General features: G+C 65.4%; 20 protein-coding genes and 1 pseudogene. 10 read left to right on the top strand and 11 right to left on the bottom strand.

Annotated elements, in window-relative coordinates:
* Positions 1 to 122 precede the first annotated feature (122 nt).
* Positions 123 to 659 carry a YcgN family cysteine cluster protein gene (locus tag IF803_RS00275; protein WP_461190893.1) on the bottom strand — a complete coding sequence of 179 codons (537 nt, stop codon included), beginning with the start codon at positions 657 to 659 and terminating at the stop codon, positions 123 to 125.
* Between the two features lie 288 nt (positions 660 to 947).
* Here IF803_RS00275 and IF803_RS00270 point away from each other — a divergent pair, with 288 nt between their 5' ends.
* From IF803_RS00270 to IF803_RS00260, 3 genes are read left to right on the top strand one after another with little or no spacing between them, the layout of a single operon-like run.
* Positions 948 to 3,221, top strand: coding sequence for a transglycosylase domain-containing protein (locus IF803_RS00270; RefSeq protein ID WP_461190892.1), 2,274 nt, complete (start codon positions 948 to 950; stop codon positions 3,219 to 3,221).
* A 1-nt stretch (position 3,222) separates the two neighbouring features.
* Entirely contained in the window at positions 3,223 to 3,801 is a 579-nt protein-coding gene (locus tag IF803_RS00265) for a DUF1214 domain-containing protein (RefSeq protein ID WP_016841830.1), read from the top strand.
* Complete coding sequence (locus IF803_RS00260; RefSeq protein ID WP_028345337.1) at positions 3,798 to 4,418, top strand: DUF1254 domain-containing protein; 621 nt, start codon at positions 3,798 to 3,800, stop codon at positions 4,416 to 4,418. The genes IF803_RS00265 and IF803_RS00260 overlap by 4 nt, the downstream gene beginning before the upstream one ends.
* Here the strand turns inward: IF803_RS00260 and IF803_RS00255 are convergent.
* Positions 4,415 to 5,257 (bottom strand): MBL fold metallo-hydrolase, encoded by an 843-nt coding sequence (locus IF803_RS00255; protein WP_461190891.1) that lies wholly within the window; start codon positions 5,255 to 5,257, stop codon positions 4,415 to 4,417. The two genes, IF803_RS00260 and IF803_RS00255, sit on opposite strands and share 4 nt — an antisense overlap.
* A 91-nt stretch (positions 5,258 to 5,348) precedes the next feature.
* Between IF803_RS00255 and IF803_RS00250 the strand changes: the two genes are divergently transcribed.
* A complete protein-coding gene (locus IF803_RS00250; RefSeq protein WP_461190890.1) occupies positions 5,349 to 6,254 on the top strand; it encodes a LysR family transcriptional regulator in 906 nt (301 codons plus the stop codon).
* Positions 6,255 to 6,411: 157 nt separating this feature from the next.
* On the opposite strand, the gene IF803_RS00245 is transcribed toward IF803_RS00250, so the two are convergent.
* Entirely contained in the window at positions 6,412 to 7,179 is a 768-nt protein-coding gene (locus tag IF803_RS00245; protein ID WP_461190889.1) for a hypothetical protein, read from the bottom strand.
* 16 nt (positions 7,180 to 7,195) lie between these two features.
* On the bottom strand, positions 7,196 to 7,390 hold the full coding sequence (locus tag IF803_RS00240; RefSeq protein ID WP_024579523.1) for a hypothetical protein: 195 nt from the start codon (positions 7,388 to 7,390) through the stop codon (positions 7,196 to 7,198).
* A gap of 291 nt (positions 7,391 to 7,681) precedes the next feature.
* Between IF803_RS00240 and IF803_RS00235 the strand changes: the two genes are divergently transcribed.
* Positions 7,682 to 8,614: a DUF2336 domain-containing protein gene (locus tag IF803_RS00235; protein ID WP_461190888.1), complete on the top strand. Its 933-nt coding sequence runs from the start codon at positions 7,682 to 7,684 to the stop codon at positions 8,612 to 8,614.
* Here the strand turns inward: IF803_RS00235 and IF803_RS00230 are convergent.
* Positions 8,611 to 8,955 carry a DUF1491 family protein gene (locus IF803_RS00230; protein WP_028345342.1) on the bottom strand — a complete coding sequence of 115 codons (345 nt, stop codon included), beginning with the start codon at positions 8,953 to 8,955 and terminating at the stop codon, positions 8,611 to 8,613. The two genes, IF803_RS00235 and IF803_RS00230, sit on opposite strands and share 4 nt — an antisense overlap.
* A gap of 225 nt (positions 8,956 to 9,180) precedes the next feature.
* Between IF803_RS00230 and IF803_RS00225 the strand changes: the two genes are divergently transcribed.
* Complete coding sequence (locus IF803_RS00225) at positions 9,181 to 10,824, top strand: ankyrin repeat domain-containing protein (RefSeq protein ID WP_461190887.1); 1,644 nt, start codon at positions 9,181 to 9,183, stop codon at positions 10,822 to 10,824.
* 119 nt (positions 10,825 to 10,943) lie between these two features.
* Here the strand turns inward: IF803_RS00225 and IF803_RS00220 are convergent, their stop codons facing one another.
* The gene (locus tag IF803_RS00220) at positions 10,944 to 11,669 is read right to left on the bottom strand and encodes a peptidoglycan-binding domain-containing protein (RefSeq protein ID WP_461190886.1); all 726 of its coding nucleotides are present in this window, start codon (positions 11,667 to 11,669) and stop codon (positions 10,944 to 10,946) included.
* 7 nt (positions 11,670 to 11,676) lie between these two features.
* Positions 11,677 to 13,488, bottom strand: a complete 1,812-nt coding sequence (locus IF803_RS00215) for a PAS domain-containing sensor histidine kinase (protein ID WP_461190885.1) — start codon at positions 13,486 to 13,488, stop codon at positions 11,677 to 11,679.
* Between the two features lie 433 nt (positions 13,489 to 13,921).
* Between IF803_RS00215 and IF803_RS00210 the strand changes: the two genes are divergently transcribed.
* On the top strand, positions 13,922 to 14,302 hold the full coding sequence (locus IF803_RS00210) for a DUF5330 domain-containing protein (protein WP_028345346.1): 381 nt from the start codon (positions 13,922 to 13,924) through the stop codon (positions 14,300 to 14,302).
* A 144-nt stretch (positions 14,303 to 14,446) separates the two neighbouring features.
* Complete coding sequence (locus IF803_RS00205; RefSeq protein ID WP_028345347.1) at positions 14,447 to 14,878, top strand: SufE family protein; 432 nt, start codon at positions 14,447 to 14,449, stop codon at positions 14,876 to 14,878.
* A gap of 4 nt (positions 14,879 to 14,882) precedes the next feature.
* Here the strand turns inward: IF803_RS00205 and IF803_RS00200 are convergent, their stop codons facing one another.
* Together IF803_RS00200 and IF803_RS00195 are read right to left on the bottom strand one after the other, a co-directional pair.
* Entirely contained in the window at positions 14,883 to 15,296 is a 414-nt protein-coding gene (locus IF803_RS00200; protein WP_018270656.1) for a Ros/MucR family transcriptional regulator, read from the bottom strand.
* Positions 15,297 to 15,473: 177 nt separating this feature from the next.
* On the bottom strand, positions 15,474 to 16,364 hold the full coding sequence (locus IF803_RS00195) for a DUF308 domain-containing protein (RefSeq protein WP_461190884.1): 891 nt from the start codon (positions 16,362 to 16,364) through the stop codon (positions 15,474 to 15,476).
* A 338-nt stretch (positions 16,365 to 16,702) separates the two neighbouring features.
* Here IF803_RS00195 and IF803_RS00190 point away from each other — a divergent pair, with 338 nt between their 5' ends.
* Together IF803_RS00190 and IF803_RS00185 are read left to right on the top strand one after the other, a co-directional pair.
* Complete coding sequence (locus IF803_RS00190; protein ID WP_461190883.1) at positions 16,703 to 18,352, top strand: glycosyltransferase family 39 protein; 1,650 nt, start codon at positions 16,703 to 16,705, stop codon at positions 18,350 to 18,352.
* A 146-nt stretch (positions 18,353 to 18,498) separates the two neighbouring features.
* Positions 18,499 to 19,278 carry a class II aldolase/adducin family protein gene (locus tag IF803_RS00185; protein WP_028345351.1) on the top strand — a complete coding sequence of 260 codons (780 nt, stop codon included), beginning with the start codon at positions 18,499 to 18,501 and terminating at the stop codon, positions 19,276 to 19,278.
* A gap of 153 nt (positions 19,279 to 19,431) precedes the next feature.
* On the opposite strand, the pseudogene IF803_RS00180 reads toward IF803_RS00185, so the two are convergent.
* Both IF803_RS00180 and IF803_RS00175 read right to left on the bottom strand, forming a co-directional pair.
* Positions 19,432 to 19,967 (bottom strand): annotated as a pseudogene (locus IF803_RS00180) (REP-associated tyrosine transposase).
* A 111-nt stretch (positions 19,968 to 20,078) separates the two neighbouring features.
* The gene (locus tag IF803_RS00175) at positions 20,079 to 21,479 is read right to left on the bottom strand and encodes a M20/M25/M40 family metallo-hydrolase (RefSeq protein ID WP_461190882.1); all 1,401 of its coding nucleotides are present in this window, start codon (positions 21,477 to 21,479) and stop codon (positions 20,079 to 20,081) included.
* Positions 21,480 to 21,490 lie beyond the last annotated feature (11 nt).

The raw sequence follows: 21,490 nt of genomic DNA, 5'->3' as shown, positions 1-21,490 counted from the left end.
TGGAATCATTCTCTGCCTCGCAATTTATGCAGCAATTGAATGCTGAGGCAGGCACCCCAGCGCATGGGTGCATCCCGCCGCGATCTTCTCGCGGTGACGTGATCGCGGACGCGGCGACGACGTCACGCTTTGGTCGTCTTGCCCAGCATTTTCGGCCGCTTCTTCAATTGTGCCCGTTTCGGCAGCAGAGCGGGCCATCGCACGATATGATCCTCGAGATCGGCGTCGTTGACGTCGAGTTCGGTGCCCTCCACCCGCCCGCGCACCGAGACCCCGGCTTCATGGACGGTGTTGGGATCGCCCGAGATCAGGGGATGCCACCAATAGAGGTCCCGCCCCTCAGCCACCAGCCGGTAGCCGCAGCTCGGCGGCAGCCAGTTCAGCGTCCGGACGTTTTCGGGCGTCAGGCGGACGCAATCCGGAACCTGGTCGGAACGGTTCGGGTAGTCCTTGCAGGTGCAGAGGCCGGAATCGAGCAGCTTGCAGGAGATATGGGTGAAATAGATCTTGCCGGTGTCCTCGTCCTCGAGCTTCTCCAGGCAGCAGCGTGCGCAGCCGTCACACAGGCTCTCCCATTCGGCGTTGGACATTTCTTCCAACGTCTTGGTTTTCCAGAAGAATCCCTCCTGGACCGACGGACGCTTGGGCGGTGCGGTCATGATATCCCTGAAATGGCGGTGCAACTCTTCTTGGGATGCCGGCAACGCTTGCGCAAGGGGGTGGTATTGCGGGGGCGAAAAAGCCGGTGGGCAGCGTTAGGGCTTTCATTAAATTCACAAGCCGCGCCATTGGTTTATGGCAGCCGCTCGGATAGAACAACGAACGAGTCCCCAACGACGCAAAAGCGCCTTGGGATTGCCGCAACATCGAAGCAAGACGCTGGCCCGCGCCCGTTTGGGGCACCCGCAGCGCTGTCGAACTGATCAAGGGTCCGGTCCTTTCAGATCATGCCGTCGCATTGGAAACAGAAGGTCCGGAACTTCTTCCTGGACCTCGATGCGCGTATCGACTCGACGCTGTTCTCGTCGGGCAAGGGCCTGCGCGAGCTCTTTGAGCGTTATTCCACCTTCATGGACCGCTTCTATGTCGGCCGCTGGAAGCGCTGGGTGTTCATCGAGCCGCTGTCGGAGGCCGCAACCCTCGGGCTCGGCGGCATGATCCTGATGCTGACGCTCGCGATCCCGGCTTTCCGCGAGACCGCCGACGAGGATTGGCTGAAGAAGTCCGACCTCGCGGTGACTTTCCTCGACCGTTACGGCAACCCGATCGGCAGCCGCGGCATCAAGCATAATGACTCGATCCCGCTGGAAGATTTTCCGGACAATCTGATCAAGGCAACGCTCGCGACCGAAGACCGCCGCTTCTACGACCATTTCGGCATCGACGTGCCGGGCCTCGCCCGCGCGCTCGTCACCAACGCGCAGGCCGGCGGCGTCCGCCAGGGCGGTTCGTCGATCACCCAGCAGCTCGCCAAGAACCTGTTCCTGAACAACGAGCGCACCATCGAGCGCAAGGTGAAGGAAGCCTTCCTCGCGATCTGGCTGGAGACGCGGCTCACCAAGAACGAGATCCTGAAGCTCTATCTTGACCGCGCCTATATGGGCGGCGGCACCTTCGGCGTCGACGGCGCGGCGCACTTCTACTTCAACAAGTCGGTGCGCGACGTGAATCTCGCGGAGGCCGCGATGCTCGCCGGCCTGTTCAAGGCGCCGACCAAATACGCCCCGCACATCAACCTGCCCGCGGCGCGCGCCCGCGCCAATGTCGTGCTCGACAACCTCGTCGATGCCGGCTTCATGACCGAGGGCCAGGTGTTCGGCGCCCGCCGCAATCCCGCGGTCGCAGTCGACCGGCGCGACGAGAACTCGCCGAACTACTATCTCGACTACGCCTTCGACGAGATGCGCAAGCTGGTCGACACATTCCCGAAATCCTACACCGAGCGCGTCTTCGTGGTCCGCACCGCGATCGACATGAACGTGCAGAAGGCGGCCGAGGAAGCGATCGAGAACCAGCTGCGGCAGTTCGGGCGCGACTATCACGCGACGCAGGCCGCGACCGTGGTGTCCGATCTCGATGGCGGCATCCGCGCCATGGTCGGCGGACGCGACTACGGTGCGAGCCAGTTCAACCGCGCCACCGACGCCTATCGCCAGCCGGGCTCGTCGTTCAAGCCCTATGTCTACACCACGGCGCTGCTGAACGGCTTCACGCCGAACTCGAAGATCGTCGACGGCCCGGTCTGCATCGGCAACTGGTGCCCGCAGAACTATGGCCATTCCTATTCGGGTCAGGTGACGCTGACACAGGCGATCACCCGCTCGATCAACGTGGTGCCGGTCAAGCTCTCGATCATGATGGGCGGCAAAGAAGGCCCGAAGGCGGGTCGCGCCAAGATCGTCGAGGTCGCGCGCCGCTTCGGCCTCAAGGCGCCGCTGCCCGATACGCCGTCGCTGCCGATCGGCTCCGACGAAGTCACGGTGCTGGAGCACGCGGTCGCCTATGCGACCTTCCCGAACCGCGGCAAGGCGGTGACGCCGCATTCGGTGCTCGAGGTGCGCACCGGCGCCGGCGACCTGGTGTGGCGCTGGGACCGCGACGGTCCGAAGCCGCGGCAGGCGATTCCGCCGAATATCGCCGCCGACATGGCCGGCATGATGAGCCACGTGGTCAGCGAAGGCACCGCGCGCCGCGCCGCGCTCGACGGCATTCCGACCGCGGGCAAGACCGGCACCACCAACGCCTATCGCGACGCCTGGTTCGTCGGCTACACCGGCAACTTCACCTGCGCGGTCTGGTACGGCAATGACGACTATTCGCCGACCAACCGCATGACCGGCGGTTCGCTGCCGGCGCAGACCTGGCACGACATCATGATCGCCGCGCATCAGGGCGTGGAGGTCAAGGAGCTCGTCGGCGTCGGCATGGGTCAGAAGCTGCCGCCGCAGCCGGCGCAGGCCAATGCCCAGGCCAACGCGGCGCCGCGCGTATTGGAAACCAAGCCCGGCCCGCCGCCGGTTTTGACCAAGCGCGGCGCGGATATCCTGGTGCGGGTCGAGAAGCTGCTCGACGACGCCGCCAAGACCGCCGGCAAGACCACGCTGAACGAGCCTTCGAAGACCGGCAAGGCCGAGTCCTCGAGCGCGCTGGCGTTCCCCGAAAACTACGTTGCCGCGGCCGGGCCGGACGGCGCGACACCGGCCGTGCCACGCAAGAACTGACGTGCGGCTCCTCCTCACCACTTTGCTGGCACTCGTGATCGCCACGGCCGTTGGCCTCGGCCTGACCTATGCGACGGCGACCCGCGGCACCGATCTCGGCACGCTGAAGATCGGCGCCTGGACCGCGCGTCCGAAGAGCGGCACCTCCGATGTCGACCCCTACTCGCGCGCCACCATCGCGCGCAGCGGCGAGCTGCCGATCGGCACCGGCGACGGCATCGCGTTCTCGGCGACCACAGACGACAAGAACAAGCCGCTTGACGGGCGCTGCGACATCGTGGTCAGCGGCGTGACGCCGGCGGCGCGGTTCTGGACGCTGACGCTGTTCGACCGCAAGGGCCATCTGGTCGCCAACACGCTGCAGCGCTACGGCTTCACCAGCCAGGAGATCATGCGCGCCTCCGACGGCACGTTCGAGATCCACATTGCCTCGCGCTCGCGCGCCGGCAACTGGCTGCCGACCGGCGGCATCGAGCGCTACGCGCTGATGCTGCGCCTCTACGACACGCCGGTGGGGGTCGCGACCCGCACGCAGCGCGACGCGCCGATGCCGTCGATCGCAACGACGGGCTGCCCATGATCCGCGTGCTGCTCACCATCCTCGCAGGCGTGCTGCTCGGCGGCGTGGTGCACCTCGTCAGCGTGCTGGCGCTGCCCCGCATCGCCTCACAGGACGCCTATTCGCGGCTGACGCCGATGACCAAGCTCAACGAGGTGACGCAGCTGCCGCTGGCCGACCCGAGCCATTCGCCGATGCCGCTGATGGATCCGGCTTTCGCGGTGGCGATCTGCCGCTACGATCTCTCGACCGGACCGCTCAAGCTCACCGTGCCGGTCAGCCAAGCCTATACGTCGGTGTCGTTCTACACCCGCAACGAGGTCGCCTATTACGCGATCAACGACCGCTCGGCCGGCAAGAAGGTGATCGAGCTCGACCTGATGACGGAGGCGCAGCACAACGAGCTGCCGGAGGACGAGGAAATCACCGCTGCCGACCGGCTGATCATCGACTCGCCGACGTCAACCGGCCTGATCCTGCTGAAGGCGCTGGCGCCGGAGCCCGGCCTGATGCCGCAGGCGCAGGCCTCGCTCGCCGCCTCCTCGTGCAAGGTGCAGACCGAGCCGGTCGCGGCCAAGCAGGAGGCGCCGCCGCCGCTCCCCGCGCCGGCCCCGCCGCCCGCGGCGCGCAAGCGTTAGCTCACATCCAGTGCATGCCGGCCGCAGCGGCAGGTCTCGTAGTCGACGGGATCGTGGCTGTTGACGATCGTCACATCAGCGCCATGCGCCGCCTTCAATTGGCGCAGCCGTTCCTGGTTCTGGATGCGCGTCGCGCGATCCATGTCCGCGCGGCGCTGGAACATGCCGAGCACCAGGGGGATCCGCGGCCTGGCATCGAGCTGCGCGTGGTGGAAATAGGCGTCGCCGGCGTGCAGCAGCCATTTGCTCTTGTCGCGCACCGCGATCCCGCAATGGCCGAGCGTGTGGCCCGGCAACGGGATTATCAGGATGTCCGGCTCGCGGTCGCCGAGCGTGCGCACGCCCTTGAAGCCGAACCAGTCCTCGCCGCCGGCACCATAGAACGCCCAGTCCGGCCCGTGCTGCCACTGCGCCGTGATGTAGCGCCCCTGCGGTGGCGTGACCTGATGCGTCACCGCCATATCGTACTCCTTGCGATGGACGTGCACCCTGGCCTTCGGAAAGTCCGGCACGCCGCCGGCGTGATCGCGATCGAGATGCGTCAGCAGCACATGGCGCACATCATCAGCTGAAAAGCCGAGCGCCTTGACCTGCCGCACCGCCGTCTCGGCCGGATCGAGCCGCGGCGTCGTCTGCCGCACCCATTTGCGTCCGAGCCGCGGCGGGTCGCCGATGTCGTCGAGCCCGATCCCGGTGTCGACCAGCACGAGGCCATCATTGCTCTCGACCAGCAGGCAGTGACAGACCATCCGCGCCCGCTGGAAGATGCTGCCGCTACCGTTCACGAGCCGCTTTCCGATCGGGCACATGGTGCCGGTGTTGAGATGGTGGATGCGCATGACAGGTCCTCCGCTGTAACAGGCGCAGACTTGCCACTCGCATTTCCATAGGTAAAATATTGTCTTTCTATCCCTGTGATAGGATACACCTATGGATATCCGCGAACTCCGCTACTTCGCCGCGGTCTACCGCGAGCGCAATCTGACCGCCGCGGCGAAGCGCTGCTTCATCTCGCAGCCGTCGATCTCGGCGGCGATCACCAATCTCGAGGCCGAGCTCGGCACCACGCTGTTCATCCGGCACAAGAAGGGCATGGCCCCGACGGCGTCAGCCGCGCAGTTTCACGGCATCGCCCGCCGGATCATCGACGAGGCGGACGCGGCGCGAAATCTCTTCCGCATGCCCGCGACGCGGCAGGCGCTGACGCTCGGCCTGCTGCGAACGCTCGATCAGGCCCGGACCATCGCGCTGCTGAAGCCGCTGACCGGCAATACCGATCTTGCGCTCCGGCTGGTCGGCGCCAGCGAGAAGGCCGACGCGCGGATCGTCGCCAAGTCCATGGTCGGCGCCGGCGAGCACTTCATCCCGCTGTGGAGCGAGTGTTATGTCGCGGCACTGCCGCCCTCGCATCCCCTGACGCTGAAAGAGACGCTGCGGACCACCGACTTCGCCGGCGTTCCGATGATCGATCGTTGCCATTGCGAGCAACAGGAATTCTTCAAGCGTGCCTCACCGCCGCGCAAGCCGGTGGCGATCGCGGAATCCGAGGAGTGGGCGATGGCGCTGGTGGCGGCCGGGGTTGGCGTCGCGATCGTCCCCGAGGGCGTGGCGCGCGGCAATCCTGATGTCGCGATGCGCGCGATCGACATCGACGTGACGCGCCAGGTCGGCCTCGCCTCTGTCTCTTATACACATCTCCGAGCCCACGAGACGGAGCCAGCTCCCCACCACCGTCAGATGTGTCTAAGAGACAGGAAGGCATTCATTGCGAGCCTGCCACGGCAAGCCAACAGTCGCCGGGTCAAATCGACGGCGAAGAAAACGAAGCGCGCCTAGTGTGCTGAATGCGAAGTTCGTGCGATTTCGCGGCAACCACCTTCACGAACTTCGCATTCATAAAGCACACTAGAATCATAAGTTTGCTAGTGTCCTTATCGAATCCGAAGTTCGTCCCGAAGGTGCGGCGAATGATGCGAACTTCGGATTCGGGACACTAGCCCTTCGTCACCACGGCCTGGCCTGTCACCGGCGCGGAGATGAGCGGCGCGTTGGCCGTGAGCCGGGCGAGCTCGTTGATCTGGCGCTCGGCGTCGGCCGCCATGCCGTCGGGCGCCTGGATCACCAGCCGCTCCAGCGCCCAGCGATAGGACGAGATCCGCCGCTCCAGGGCCTGCTGGACCCATTGCACGATCAGCGTGTTCTCTTCCATCCGCGCCACCGCGTCAGCCCGCTCGCGCGGCGACACATCGGCGATCATGTGGAGGCTGGCATTGCGCTTGCGATCGAGCTCGATCACCTGGATCGCGGTGGCGAAGAACGGCTCGAAGCGGGTGATGTCGTCGCGCACCTCGTCGATCAGCAGCGAATAGCGCGAGGCGAACGAGCGATGCGGCTCGTCGATCAGATTGCGGCCATAGGCGGTACGATCGAACACGACCCTCTGCCGCCACGGCGAAGGCAACGGCTGGTAGTCGCCGAACACGCTCTTCCACGCCGGACGCGACAGCGGCGGCTCGATGAACTGATAGGCGAGGTCGCGCAGCTGACGTTCGTGTTCGGTGAGCTGGAATTGCGAGGCGTTCTTGCCGATGCTGCCGGTCGCCTCGGCGCCGATCCAGCGATGCATGTCGTCGTTGCGGAAATCGGCGCGGGTGCGGCCGAAATCGCCGCCGCTGCAGCCGGCGAGCGCCGAGCCCGCCAGCAGCAGGATCAGCGCCGGGAGTGACCGCCGAGCGGCGGTCCGCTGCACAAGCTCCGGCATTGCCCGATGTCCGCGATCAGGAGCGGCGTCGGCGACGGCGGCCCTGCGCAGTGCCCTGCTCCGGTCCGCGACCACCGCCGGTCTCCTCCGTCGTTCGCTCGATCCGGACGACGGGAAGGATCAGTACGGTCCCCATGCCTTCGCCGGCAGCACCGGCCATGCTCGGCCGCCGTGCAGCCGCATCCGCCGGAAACTCAACGATGGTGCCCATGTTCCGTTCTCTCTGGCCCCGCACGGACATGATTTGCCCCGCGCACGCCGAGTTAAGAACGCGCATGGTTAATGACATCTTAAGCCGGCGGTACGGACGGTTACGGATATGGCGCTGTGCCTTAATAGACACGCGCAAATTCGAGCATTCACCTTCACGGCTTGTTTTCCTTAACTGCCTCTTAAAACAGCCTGCGTAGGCTCCCACAAGGTTTTCAAACCGAAGTTCACTGGCAAGTCGCGTACGCCCGAGATGAGCGCAGCTCCGCTATTTCCTGGTTTCGATGGGCTGATGACGCTCTCCCGTCGCGAGGGCGTCGACATCCGCCCGACGCTGCTGCGCGTCCTGACCGACCTCTATGTGCAGGCGAGCGCACACTCCGCCGACGAAGAGCGCCAGTTCGTCGAGCTGACGGCGCGCCTGATCGACGAGGTCGACGACGCAACCCGCGCCGCGGTCCGCGCGCGGCTTGCGATCTATCCGGCCACGCCCGCCCGGATCATGGACAAGCTCGGGCTGCGCCGCGTCGGTCCCGACCAGCCGATGCCTGCCGCCGCGCCAATTCCCGCGCCCGCCCCGTCCGCGCTGCCGGCCAAGATCCCGACCGAAGCCGAACTGCGGATGGCCGCGAGCCTCGCCATGCGGCCGAACGATGCCGCCGAAATCTCCGACATGTTCTTTGCCGCCAGCACGAAGGAGCGCGCGCAGATCCTGCACAATCTGCAGGAGACGCCGCTGAAGGCCGCGGCGCGGATCCCGGCCGCGCGCGCCGCGCGCGCGATCCATATCCTGGAGATGGCGGCGTTTGCCGAGGACCTCGATAACTTCACGCTTGAGCTCGGCGAGGCGCTGATCCTGCCGTGGCGGATCGCCGCCGACGTGGTCAACGATCCCGGCGGCGAGCCGCTCGCCTGCGCGATGCGATCGCTTGACGTGTCGAGCGCCGCATTCCAGCGGATCCTGATGTTCCTCAATCCGGAAGCCGGCTCCTCGGTCAATTATGTCTATCGGCTGTCGCGGCTCTACGATCGCCTGAGCGAGCGCTCGGCACTGGTGATGCTGGCGGCGTGGCGCGGCTCGACCATGGCAGTCGCGCGCGCCAGGTATCGCTCGTCGCTCTATGACGATGAGCGCCATCGCGTGCGCGCTGCATCGTCGCAGACGCGCCCCGCGTTGCAGCCCGGCAGCGCGCCCGCTGTCCGAAATCAGAAGTCTGGAAGTTAGCCCTTCGCCAGATCGAGGAAGTGCCGCCCGGCACGGTCCTCGGTCTCGACAATCCAGGCGTCGGGATCGAAGCGGAGCTCCTTGGTCAAGCGCTCCTCGACAGAGGGCTCGGCCACCGGCTGTGGTGCGGTCGGCACGAACAGCCGCTCGACCGGACGGCTGTCGTCATAGACCGTCTGCGGCGCGGGCGCATACAGCATCGCGTTGCCGTCCATCAGCGCCACCTTGACAAATACGGCACCGGCTTCCTCGGCGCCCTTCTTGCGGACTGCGCCGAACACGCCCTCGGTCTGGCAGCGGCGCAGATACGCCGCGACCCATATGCTGGTTTTCAATCGCATCCGCCGTCCTATAGGCCAGCGGCGCGGTCACGTCCAATTGTCACAGATGTCGTCACGCCGCGGCGGGTTGACCGAACCAATCGTCACCCATATCCTTGCATCCGCGGTGCAAGCCGCGCCCGGGTCCACGGGAAGGGTTGAACCCACTTGCACCAATTGAGCGGCCAACCAAGCCTTTGTGCAGCCGGTTTTGTGGACCATCGGCGATGATGCACGGAGGTTTCCATGGACCGATCGCCCGCGCGATTGAATCTCGAACATCTGAAGAAGCAGGCCAAGGAGCTCATTCGCCTTTACCGGCGGCAAGCGCCGGAGGCTTACGCGCGTTTCCGGCATGCGCTTCCGGCTGCGGCCGGGCGCAGCGATACTGAGATCGCTGCGCTCAATCTGCGGCTGCACGATGCGCAGTCCTGCGTGGCGCGCGATCTCGGCTTCGCCTCCTGGCCGGACCTGCGGCGCTATGTCGACGCACAATTGCCGCCCGGAAAAAGCAAGGCCGACCGCGTGCGGCGATGGCTGCAGTTGGTCTATGCCGCAGACGTCGCCGGCACCACCGACCGCGCCAATCCGCGCGTTGCGGCGCGGATGCTCACCGAGGATCCCGGCCTCATCGCCGATGATCCCTATCTCGGCTGCGCCATCGGCGACGAGGCGACGGTGCAACGCACCGCCAACGACGATCCAGCATGGGTCAATCGTCCCGGCGGTCCGTTCAAACTGCCGCCGCTGGTCGCGGTCACGCATTCCAGCCTGCTGCAGATTGCGGAATTTCAGGCACGGCTGCATCGCTGCGCACGCGTGCTGCTGCAGGCCGGCGCCGATCCCGACCAGCGCATCAGCAGCCGCTGGCCGCCCGGAACGCTCGACGCACCCGATGACAGCAATCCGCTGTCAGCGCTGTACGGCGCCGCCGGCCGCAACCACGATCTCGAACTGACCAGACTGTTGCTCGAAGCGGGCGCCAATCCGAACGACAATGAATCCCTCTACCACTCGCTCGAAGGCTCGGTGACGACAGGCCTGCTGCTCGAGCATGGCACGCGGATCGCCGGCACCAACGCGATGTATAAGGTGCTCGATGACGAGAACGTGGCGGCGCTCGACCTGCTGCTGCGGCACGGCGGCAATCCAAACGAACCCGCCGGCAACGCGCCGCTGACCGAATGCGGCTCGCCGCTGATGTGGGCGATCCGCCGGCGGCGGTCGCGGACCTGTATCGCGACACTGCTCGACGCCGGCGCCGATCCGCGCGTCACGACACCAGGCGGGCTCAGCGCCTACAGGTACGCATTGCAATTCGGACTGACCGAGGTCGCCGAGCTGCTGCGCGAGCGCACCGGCGACGAGACGCTTGCCGATGATGAGCGGTTCGTCGCGGCGTGCAGCAGCGGTGACGGGAGCGAGGCGCGGCGAATCCAGGCCGGTCGGCCCGATCTTCCGGGTTCACTTTCACCGCAGCAATTGCGGTTGCTTCCTGAGCTCGCCGCGGCAGGCGGCGACGATGCGGTGCGGCTGATGGTCGAACTCGGCTGGCCGATCACGGTGCGTGGCGGCGATTGGGATGCGTCGGCGCTCAATCACGCGGTGTTCCGCGGCAATGCCGGACTGACGCGTTTCCTGCTCGAGCACGGCGCGGAGTGGACCGAGCAGCACGGCTTCGGCGACAATGCGTCCGGCTCCTTGTCGTGGGCCTCCTGCAACGAGCCGGTCAGCGGCGGCGACTGGGTGGGCTGCGCGCAGGCCCTGCTCGATCACGGGATGCCGCGCGCCATTCCGGATCGCGACGATCCGGAATGGGTGCTGCTGGCCGGCCGCAGGAAGCTGTTCTCCGACGAGGTCAGGGACGTGCTGCTGGGCGAGACGACCTAACTCATCATGGCCGGGCTTGTCCCGGCCATCCACGTGTTAGCTTCAACAGTCTCAGAGACGTGGATGCCCGGGACAAGCCCGGGCATGACGAATACACATTCAATGCCGTCGTAGAGAGGCTACTCGATTGAATGCCCGATCATCGTGCCGAGCTCGCGCACCAGGCGATCGGACATCTGGCCGGTCACCGGCAGCTTGCGGGCGCGCTCGAACTTCGCAATCGCGTGCTGGGTATCGGCGCCGATCGTGCCGGTCGGCTTGAGCTGGCCGTAGCCATACTCCGTCAGCGTACGCTGGACCGCGGCGATGCGTTTGCCGGCCGGGCTCAGATGCTGTGTCGGAATCGACGCCGGCGGACGAATGACGCTGGACGGCGCGGCGGCCGGGGACGGTGCTGCGGCCGGCGGCGCAGTGGTCGATTTCAGCACCAGATTGGCCATCGGATCGACCGGCTTGGCCTCGGCCTTGGGTTCTGCCGGCTTGGCTTCGATGGACCTGGTCTCGGCCGGCTTGGTCTCCACCGGCTTCACGTCGACGGGCTCGGCCGATCGGGCAGCCGCCTCGGCCGGACGCGGGCGCGGTATCGGGCTGGTGGCCACGGCAACCGGGGCCGGCGGCGGCAGCGTCACCACCGAACCGCCGAACATCGGCGACGGATGACGGCCGGCCTGCAGGAACAGCGCATTGATCAGGATCGCAACAATGGCAGACGTCGCCAGCACGCCGGCAACCAGATCCTTCGGACTGTGCAGCAGCAGGCGCAGGACGAGGCCACGTTCCTCCTCGGCCGCGATGGCTACTGCCTTGGCGCCGCGGCGACGGCGCGGCGTTTCATCGTCATCCAAAGTCTGTCTAGGCACTCTTCTTCACCTGATGGGTTTGCTCTTGCAGTCCGGAACGCAGCGCGGGCTTCAGGGTCGAGACATTGCTGGACGGCTCGACGGCGGCCGGCGGGGTGAACGCCAGCGGCAGCGCGACCGACACCGTGGTGCCCTCGCCCACCTTGCTCTCCACATTGATTTCGCCGTGGTGCAGGCCGACCAGCCCCTTCACGATGGAAAGACCAAGACCGGTGCCCTCGTGGCGGCGCTGATAGGTCTTGCCGGCCTGGAAGAACGGATCGCCGATTCGCTTGAGATCATCGGCGGCGATGCCGACGCCGGTGTCCGAGACACGCAGCACCAGCCGCGATCCCTCGACGCCGGCCGACACCGTCACCTTGCCGCCGCGCTCGGTGAACTTGATGGCGTTGGAGACCAGATTGAGCACGATCTGCTTGAACGCGCGCGGATCGCCGTTCACGATCGGCAGATCATCGGGCACGCGCGTGACGAGGTCGACGCCGCTCTCGCGCGCCTTCAACGCCACCAGATTGCAGCAATTGAGCAGCGCCGGCCGCGGCGCAAACGGCTCCGGCGAAATCTCGAAATTACCCGACTCCATCTTCGACATGTCGAGAATGCCGTTGACGACGGACAGCAGATGCTGGCCGGAATCGTTGATCAGCTGCGCGTATTCCTTGCGGCGGGCCACGTCGAGGCCGAGCACGTCTTCCTGTGCGATCATCTCGGAGAAGCCGATGATGGCGTTGAGCGGGGTGCGCAGTTCGTGGCTCATGGTGGCCAGGAAGCGCGTCTTCGACGCATCGGCCTGCTCGGCCACATTGCGCGCCTGTTCGAGCGCCTGCTCCTGCACCTTGCGATCGGTCACGTCGCGGATCACGGCGACGACCTCGGCATCGGCGGCGGCCTGATCGAGCGGGCGGCAGCGCATCTCGGCCCAGATGAATTCGGCGGCGACCTCGCCCCGCGCGCCGTCACGGCGCACGCGGAACTCGACGCTGCGCGAGTCACCGCGCGCGGCGTCCGACAGCGCCGTGAGATAGGCCGGGCGATCGGCGACATGAACGCGGTCAAACAGGCCGTGGCCCAACAGCCGCGGTGCCGGCACGCCGAGCATGTTCTCGGCCGCGGGCGAAATGAAGCGCACCGCGCCGTTGCGGCTGTGCCGCGACAGCACGTCGCTCATGTTATGCGCGAGCAGCCGGTAGCGCTCTTCCTCGACATAGAGCAGCGCCACGCTGGTACGCGCCAGCGACTCCGCGCCGAAGGCGAGTCCGGCGGCGTAGAAGATCGCCGACACGACGCCGAACCCGACCAGCGTACTGTTCGAAGCAACCGCGGGATCGACGACCGGCAGCACATGATAATGGCCGAGCACGCTCAGCAGCGCCGCGCAGATCATCGCCAGCGCGAACGCAAACGCCACCACGCGCCGCGAGGCCGATAGCGCCGCCTCGATCGGGATCACGACGAGCCACACGGCGGCGAACGAGGCGATGCCGCCGGTCGTCGCCGCGATCATCATCACGAGACCGGCGAGCGCCAGCGACGACAGCACATGCGCGCCTTCATAGCGGCCGGTGCGCGACAGGAACCACGACAGCAGGATCGGCGCGATCAGCCAGGCGAATGCCGCGACCTCGATCGCCGTCGGCGCACCGCGCATCGCAAGAAAGGCGGGGAACGAGGCAAGCGCCGCCAGGCTGCCGAGCAGCCGCGGCGCCATGAAGGCACGATGGCGCGCACGCGTCAGCGCATCATATTGCGCCGACGGATGCAGCAGCGCATCCAGGCAATCGCGGATCAGACTCAAACTACTCACAGCACTCGCGCTTCGGCTCAATCGTCAACACAGACGCGCCGGAACGCCTCCTTCGTGATTGCAGGTCAACGTGTCAGAGCGAACTTAAGCGAACGCTAAGGCTGGGCGGCCTGCCGCCAAACACCGTGCATTGGAGTGGGTTTGACCCGCTATTCACCGGCCATTTGTCGGGGATGGTGAACGGCTGGTTTCCGGATGCGACATTCTATGGTTTCGAAATGGTGGACGCGGCGGATCCTACGCATCCGGCGCGCGTCGGCCGCCATCAATCGAAAATTTACGGCGAATCAATTCGGGCGAATTTTCCGCGATTTTTCGGCGGATTTACTTCAATGCAGATACTTCCGATTTATCGACCGATGCTAACCCTCAAGGCCAATAGCGGCATCGACCGCGCAAGAAGCAAGACAAGACAGACGACCGGGATCGCGCCATGTTCTTCCTGCTCCGTTTGGCATTCTGGCTCGGGCTTGTGCTCGTGCTGCTGCCGAGAGACAAAACACCCGAAGCGGACAAGACGCCGCCGATCAGCGCGTCGGATGCGGTGTCGGCCGCGACCGCGACGATCAACGACATGGGTCAGTTCTGCAAGCGCCAGCCGTCCGCCTGCGAGGTCGGCGGCCAGGCCGCGACCGCGATCGGCCAGCGCGCGACCGACGGGGCGCGCAAGCTCTACCAGATCATCACCGACAAGAAGCCGCCGGACCACACCGGCTCGATCGGCAAGGACGATACCGATTCAGCCACCGCGTTCCGCGACACGCTGACCGCGGACGACCAGTCGATCGAATTCCGCCTGCCGCCGACGCCGTAAGGGGAAACCAAAGCGCCGTTGCGCGAGGTGGGCACCGGTTCGCGTGAAGAAAACCCGTCAAAACAACCGGGAACCGGTTCCATTTTCATCGCTTTCGCGGCCCGCCTTCCTATATAAGCCGTCAAGGACAGGACGCAGGCCACGATGACGACGATCGACGAAATCAGGGACAATTTTGCGCTGCTGGACGAGTGGGACGACCGTTACCGCTATGTCATCGAGCTCGGCCGCACGCTCGAACCGTTGTCGGAGGCGGAGCACTCGGCCGAGAACAAGGTGCAGGGCTGCGTCAGCCAGGTCTGGCTGTCGAAGCGGATCGAGCGCGGTGCCAACGGCGAACCGCGCCTGATCTATATCGGCGATAGCGACGCCCACATCGTGCGCGGCCTGGTCGCGATCGTGCTGACGCTGTTTTCCGGGCACACGCCCAAGGACATCCTCGGCACCGACGCGCTCGCACTGTTCGATGAATTCGGCTTCCGCGACCATCTGACGCCGCAGCGCTCCAACGGCCTGCGCTCGATGGTCGACCGCATCCGCAACGATGCGCGCGAGGCGCTGGCGTCCGCCGCGTAATCTTCTATTTCCGCTTCCGCGCCTGCTGGCCGAGGCCCATCTTCTTGGCGAGCTGCGAGCGCGCCACCGCATAGTTCGGCGCCACCATCGGATAGTCGGCCGGCAGCCCCCATTTGTCGCGATACTGTTCCGGGGTCATGTTGTACTGGGTGCGCAGATGGCGCTTCAGCGACTTGAAGCGTTTGCCGTCCTCGAGGCACACCAGATACTCGGGCGTGATCGACTTCTTCATCGACACCGCGGGCTTGGCCGGCTCGCTCGGCGTGTCGCTGCGTCCGCTCGACACCCGCAGCAAGGCGGAGTGGACCTGGCTGATCAGGTTCGGAATGTCCGAGGCCGGCGTCGGATTGTTGCTGAGATAGGCCGAAACGATGTTGGCGGTCAGCTCGACCGGCGTTTTGCCTGACGTATCGGACATGGCTCAATCTTCCCCGTGCTATCGACAGCCCGGCGCCCACCGGACAGTATCCATGCGCAGCAATACATTAATGGAATCGCGTACTACTTTGCGAATATGCACGAATTACAGCAAATCTGACAACAACGGCCGCGTTTCCGGCTTCGGGCCGGCCGCGCGCAAGTATTGACGCCGAACTTAGGGTCGCTGCTCCAGATGCGATCTGAGCTCGTCGATCGAGGCAAATCGCATCATGCCCTCGGGCATCTGCGCCTCGATCGATCCGTCCGAATAGAGCGAATAGGCCATGCCGTCGACGACGCCGGATTTGAGCACGGTCACCGGCGGCTGCTCCTGGGGCGGCGGCGGATGGCCCGATGACGGCGAGGCGGCGGCCGACTGGGCCTCGCCGAAGGTCGATGGCGTCCGGGGACCGCGTCGGGGGACGACGTCAACCGACCGTGGCCGGTCGGCCTTCGGCCAGGCATCGTCGAAGGTTGCCGGCGCCGGTTCGGCCGAACCGCCCGGATTCGGGCGCAGTTCCGGCGACAACAGATCGGGCGTGAGCGGCTCGGCGGCACGCGACTGGCTCCGTTCGCGCTCCTTGCGCGAGGATGAGAACAGCAGATTGCGCCGCTTGGGCGGTGCCGCGCCATCCGCGGGCGCGGCCGCCGGTGCGGACGGCGGCACCTCGCCTGATGCGCCGCGCGAGGCGATTTCATCGTGCCAGGGCGGCGGCGCCGTCGGCGCGGATGGCGGGGACGCTGGAGCCAGCGGCGGAGGCGCCGACACCTTCGGCTCAGGCGGCGGGAACACCGGATCGTCGGGAGTGCCGCGCGGGGAAGTTGCAGACGACGACCCGGACCGCAGACCCACGGCAACGACAGCATCGAGCCGGTCGCCCATGGCCTGGAGTTCGCGAAGGATGGCGGCAAGGGCCACAACAATCACGCCGGTACATGCGCCGGTCACGCCTGTTGCGATCAACGTGCCGCCGACGCTGAATTCCTTGTTTGGAATTCCGAGGCCGATCGCCGCCAAGCCCGCCACGACCAGGCCCGCGCCGACGACCAACAGACCAACCTTCATAGAACTAACCCCCGGGAGACCCGACCGAAAATCGGCGCGGGCCACCAACGCCACGATACCGTCATATTGCTCACACCGCCAACCGCCAATTGTAGACAGAGTTCCCTAAAATCCCACTTAACCGGGCGCGATGCGCTGCTTCATCGCGGCCGCAGCGGCTGTCCGGCAGCCAGCTCCCGTAGATCTACTGGCTACGAATTGCTGCCAATTTATTGCAACGCATCTGGGAAATTACGCCACAATTACCAATTACTTGGAAACGGAACTGCGCTATGGATGCCGGGGAATGAGGCCCTAAAGCGCCAATCTGGGCCACAGGCACGCCGGTATCACTAGCTATGTCATCGATTACGACGTCTGCCCTCGAGGCGCCTGCGCGGCGCTCGGTGGAGAAGACCTGCGACGATCTCGCTGTCCTCGTCCTCGGCGTGGTCGCCGTGGTCGCCGGCTTGACGTTCCGCGATTACGGTCTGGGCTGGGACGATTACACCCACGCTGAATATGCCGACCTCCTGCTGCGCATGTACGGGTCCGGGTTCAAGGACACCGGCGCGCTCTCGTTTGCCAATTTGTATATGTACGGCGGCGGCTTCGACATGGCCGCGGCCCTGCTGCACAAGATCATTCCGCTCGAACTGTTCGAGACGCGCCGCCTGCTCGGCGCGATCGTCGGCGTTATCGGCCTTGCGGTAACCTGGCGCCTGGCGCGCCGCGTCGGCGGCCCGCTGGCGGGACTGGCGGCGCTGCTGCTGCTGGCGCTGTGCCCGACCTTCTACGGCCACATGTTCATGAATCCGAAGGATGCGCCGTTCGCCGTGGCGATGGTGGTCCTGATCATGGGCCTGGTCCGCCTGATCGAGGAATATCCGGCGCCCTCGCCGCGCACCATCCTGATCGTCGGCCTGGGGGCCGGCCTGTCGATCGGCTGCCGCGTGCTTGGCGGGCTCGCATTGATCTACGCCGTGGTCGGCTTCGTCCCGCTCCTGATCGAGGAGTTCCGCAAGCAGGGCCCGCGCGAGGCGACCCACCGCTTTGCCCATGTCGTCTATGTGCTGCTGCCGGGACTTGTGCTGGGCTATCTCGTGATGGGCCTGATCTGGCCGTGGTCGATCATGGAGCCCGGACATCCGCTCGAAGCGGTGACCTATTTCTCGCACTTCTTCGAGAAACCGTGGAAGGAGATGTTCGACGGCGCGCTGGTGTCGGTGCCGGACATGCCGTGGTCCTACCTACCCACTCTGTTCGCGCTGCAGCTTCCCGAAGTGCTGCTGGTGCTGCTGGCCGCCGCCGTCGTCATCACCTTGATGTCGCTGTCGCGCTACGACGTCACCGCAAAGCGCAAGTCGATCATGCTGATGCTGACGCTGGCGGCGACGCTGCCGCTGGTCATCGCGATGGTGAAGCGGCCGGCGCTCTATAACGGCATTCGTCACTTCATCTTCGTCATTCCGCCGATGACGGTGCTGGCCGGCGTCGCATTCGCGCGCGGCATGGACTGGATCGGCGAGAACCGCCGCGCCTGGCAGCCCGCGGCGCTCGCCGTGTTCGCGTTCGGCCTCCTGCTGCCGCTCAGCGAAATGATCCGCCTGCATCCGTATCAGTACACGCACTTCAACCACATCGCCGGCACGGTGCGGACCGCGGACAACTTCTTCATGCTGGACTATTGGGGCCTGGCGCTGAAGCAGGCATCCGACGGGCTGCGCGAGCAACTGGCGGAGCGGCAGGAAGTGCCGCCGCAGAACCGCAAGTGGAAGGTCGCGGTGTGCGGACCGCAGCGCCCCGCGCAAGTCGCGCTCGGCCCCGACTTCACGATCGGCTGGGACAGCAATGCTGCCGATTTCGCGATGACGCTCGGCGAATTCTACTGCAAGGGCCTGGCCGCGCCGGTCATGGTCGAGATCAAGCGCGACGACGTCGTGTTCGCCCGCGTCTACGATATCCGCGGTCGCAGCATCTCGAGCCTGCTGGCGATCCCGGCGCCGTAACGCATCACGCTGCCCACTGACGATCTCGGTTCGGATCGTGGGCCGCATGCCGACATGACTGTCACGCCGTTACCCTGCCTTGCTGCGGTCCGGCGGCGGCGCTACGCTTGGACCAAGCAATAACGTCATCAATGGAGCAATCGGCCATGTCGCCAGCAGAAGCGCGCCTGAAGGAAGTGCCGTCGGATATGAGTGCGGCGGAATGGGAGCAGCGGATCAATCTCGCCGCCTGCTACCGGCTGGTCGCGCTCTATGGCTGGGACGATCTGGTCGATACCCACATCTCCGCGCGCGTCCCCGGACCCGAGCACCACTTCCTGATCAACCCCTACGGGCTGATGTTCGACGAAATCACCGCATCGAGCCTCGTCAAGGTCGACCTCGACGGCAACCAGCTCTCGAAGAGCGACTACAGCATCAACCCGGCCGGCTTCACCATCCATTCGGCGATCCACGAGGTGCGCGAGGACGCCGGCTGCGTGCTCCATCTGCACACCGTCGACGGCACCGCGGTGTCGAGCGGCCCCGAGGGCCTGCTACCGCTGAACCAGACCGCGCAGCTCGTCACCCACGACCTCGCCTACCACGACTATGAGGGCATCGCTCTTGATCATGATGAGCGCCCGCGCCTGCAGCGCGATCTCGGCAGCAAGAACCACATGCTGCTGCGCAATCACGGCACCCTGACGGTCGGCCGCTCGGTCGCGTCCGCGTTCGAGCGGATGTACCATCTGGAGCGTGCCTGCTCGATGCAGGTAGCGACCCGCGCGCTCGGACCGATCGCCTATCCGGTCGACCCGCACGCGATCGACAAGAACACCGAGCTGCTCTCCAACCCGGATCGCGCCGAGCTGCGCTCGACCCAGCTGGTCTGGCCGCCACTGCTGCGCAAGCTCGACCGGGTCAATCCCGGCTATCGTGATTGAAATTTCACAATCTTCGGCTAGGCTAACGGCCAACACCCTCTGCACTATCGGAATCAAAACGCCGCCCAATTCCGGGCGGCGTTTTTACGTTCGGGGGCGTGGCGGAGACCCGTAGGATCGGTAGAGCGCAGCGAAACCCATCACGCCTCAGCATCAAGACCGCTCACCGAACGCCCCATCCGCTCTCTCCCCATCGCCAGCCCAATCCTCTGGGTAGACTCCGAGCTTGACCATGCGATGAAACGACGAATACGGCAGTCCTTCACCCGCTTCACGAGGCCGTGCTTGAGCGGATTGATGTGCACGTAGTCGATGTGACGAGAGAGGTCATCTTCATCCCGGATCGTGTGCTCCCAGTATCGTCGCTGCCAGATGCCGCGTTCCGATCTGGCCGCTCGGCTACCCGAAATGAGTTCGCCGGCCGGGAAGCTTCGTGAAAATGCCGACTTGATCTGCCGCCAGCGCGTCGCAAAGTCAGCATCACCTTCCGGCAAGCTCCAAACTGCATGGAGGTGATCGGGCAGAATGACAATCGCCTCGGTCGTGAAAGGATGCCGTTCGCGCGTTTCACGGAAGGCGGCGCGCAGTTGATCGATGTGGTCTGTCAGCAGTCGCAGGCGCCGGTCCTCTAGATTGACCGTGAAGAAGAAACTGCCTCCAGCAATGAAATTGCGGCGATAGGTGACCATGACTGATCGCAATGAAGAAGCGATGGGTTTCGCTTCGCTCTACCCATCCTACATCCGAATCAAAACGCCGCCCAATTCCGGGCGGCGTTTTTGCGTGCAGTGCGCCTTGCGCTATTTGGCGTCGGCGAATGCCGCCAGGATCCGCGCCCAGGAGCGGATGCCCTTGTGGTAGCTCTTGAGGTCGTACTTCTCGTTCGGCGAATGGATGTTGTCGTCGTCGAGTCCGAAGCCGATCAGCACGCTGTCGAGACCGAGCGTGTGCTTGAAATCGGCGACGATCGGGATCGAGGCGCCGGAGCCGATCAAGAGCGCCTCCTTGCCCCATTCGTCGGTCAGCGCGCGGCGCGCGGCCGCCAGCGGCTTCATGTTCCAGTCGAGCGCGATCGCCGGCGCGCTGGAATGGTCGGTGAACTCGGCCTTGCAGTCGGCCGGCAGGCGCGCCTTCACATAGTCGCGGAACGCTCTTCGGATCTTCTCGGGATCCTGGCCCTCGACCAGGCGGAACGAGACCTTCGCTGATGCCTCGGCCGCGATCACCGTCTTGGAGCCCTCGCCGGTATAGCCGCCGACAATGCCGTTGATGTCGCAGGTCGGGCGCGAGGAGACCTGCTCGATCAAGAGCCGGTCCTTTTCGCCGGCGGGCACCGAGAGGCCGATCGGCTTGAGGAAGCTCTCCGGCGTCAGATTGAGCTGCTTCCACTGGGCCAGAATATCCGGCGGCAAATCCTTCACGCCGTCATAGAAACCGGGGATGGTGATGTGGCCGTTCTCGTCATGCAGGCCGCCGAGGATCCGCGTCAGCACGCGGATCGGGTTCTGCGCGCCGCCGCCGAACACGCCGGAATGCAGGTCGCGATTGGCGGCCTTGATCTTGACCTCGTCATAGACCAGGCCGCGCAGCGACGTGGTGATCGCCGGCGTATTCGGGTCCCACATGCCGGTGTCGCAGACCAGCGCGAAGTCGGCCTTGAGGTCGTCCTTGTTCGCCTCGAGGAACGGCACAAAATTCTTCGAGCCGATTTCCTCCTCACCTTCGATGACGATGGTGATGTCGACCGGCAGCGATCCCGTCACCGTCTTCCAGGCACGGCACGCCTCGACGAAGGTCATCAACTGTCCCTTGTCGTCCTCGGCGCCGCGCGCGACGATGATCTTGCGCCCATCGGCATGGTCGGTCACGACAGGCTCGAACGGCGGTCGGTGCCAGAGATTCAAGGGATCGACCGGCTGCACGTCGTAGTGACCGTAGAACAGCACATGCGGGCGTCCGTCGGTCGAACCGTTCAGCTTGCCGACCACGGCCGGATGGCCGGCGGTCGGCCGCACTTCGGTCTTGAAGCCGAGGGTTGCGATATCCTTGGCGAGATGATCGGCAGCCGCATTGCAGTCATCAGCGAAGGCCGGATCGGCCGAGATCGATTTGATCCGCAGCAGCGTGAACAGCCGCTCGAGACTGTTGTCGAAATCGGCGTCGATGCGGTCGAGGACGGGCTGCAGCTTGGCGTTGGACATCGCGGATATCC

Source organism: Bradyrhizobium sp. UFLA06-06 (assembly GCF_054820065.1).
The sequence above is the reverse complement of the archived record's forward strand: the minus strand, read 5'-3'. Positions and strand labels throughout refer to the sequence as shown.

What these genes read in the sequence shown, in the direction of transcription:
- IF803_RS00190 (WP_461190883.1), top strand. Translation starts at nt 16,703, where the DNA reads ATGTCATCGATTACGACGTCTGCCCTCGAGGCGCCTGCGCGGCGCTCG.
- IF803_RS00275 (WP_461190893.1), bottom strand. Translation starts at nt 659, where the DNA reads ATGACCGCACCGCCCAAGCGTCCGTCGGTCCAGGAGGGATTCTTCTGG.
- IF803_RS00260 (WP_028345337.1), top strand. Translation starts at nt 3,798, where the DNA reads ATGATCCGCGTGCTGCTCACCATCCTCGCAGGCGTGCTGCTCGGCGGC.
- IF803_RS00210 (WP_028345346.1), top strand. Translation starts at nt 13,922, where the DNA reads ATGTTCTTCCTGCTCCGTTTGGCATTCTGGCTCGGGCTTGTGCTCGTG.
- IF803_RS00195 (WP_461190884.1), bottom strand. Translation starts at nt 16,364, where the DNA reads ATGAAGGTTGGTCTGTTGGTCGTCGGCGCGGGCCTGGTCGTGGCGGGC.
- IF803_RS00205 (WP_028345347.1), top strand. Translation starts at nt 14,447, where the DNA reads ATGACGACGATCGACGAAATCAGGGACAATTTTGCGCTGCTGGACGAG.
- IF803_RS00245 (WP_461190889.1), bottom strand. Translation starts at nt 7,179, where the DNA reads ATGCCGGAGCTTGTGCAGCGGACCGCCGCTCGGCGGTCACTCCCGGCG.
- IF803_RS00270 (WP_461190892.1), top strand. Translation starts at nt 948, where the DNA reads ATGCCGTCGCATTGGAAACAGAAGGTCCGGAACTTCTTCCTGGACCTC.
- IF803_RS00250 (WP_461190890.1), top strand. Translation starts at nt 5,349, where the DNA reads ATGGATATCCGCGAACTCCGCTACTTCGCCGCGGTCTACCGCGAGCGC.
- IF803_RS00230 (WP_028345342.1), bottom strand. Translation starts at nt 8,955, where the DNA reads ATGCGATTGAAAACCAGCATATGGGTCGCGGCGTATCTGCGCCGCTGC.
- IF803_RS00235 (WP_461190888.1), top strand. Translation starts at nt 7,682, where the DNA reads ATGACGCTCTCCCGTCGCGAGGGCGTCGACATCCGCCCGACGCTGCTG.
- IF803_RS00185 (WP_028345351.1), top strand. Translation starts at nt 18,499, where the DNA reads ATGTCGCCAGCAGAAGCGCGCCTGAAGGAAGTGCCGTCGGATATGAGT.
- IF803_RS00175 (WP_461190882.1), bottom strand. Translation starts at nt 21,479, where the DNA reads ATGTCCAACGCCAAGCTGCAGCCCGTCCTCGACCGCATCGACGCCGAT.
- IF803_RS00225 (WP_461190887.1), top strand. Translation starts at nt 9,181, where the DNA reads ATGGACCGATCGCCCGCGCGATTGAATCTCGAACATCTGAAGAAGCAG.
- IF803_RS00240 (WP_024579523.1), bottom strand. Translation starts at nt 7,390, where the DNA reads ATGGGCACCATCGTTGAGTTTCCGGCGGATGCGGCTGCACGGCGGCCG.
- IF803_RS00255 (WP_461190891.1), bottom strand. Translation starts at nt 5,257, where the DNA reads ATGCGCATCCACCATCTCAACACCGGCACCATGTGCCCGATCGGAAAG.
- IF803_RS00200 (WP_018270656.1), bottom strand. Translation starts at nt 15,296, where the DNA reads ATGTCCGATACGTCAGGCAAAACGCCGGTCGAGCTGACCGCCAACATC.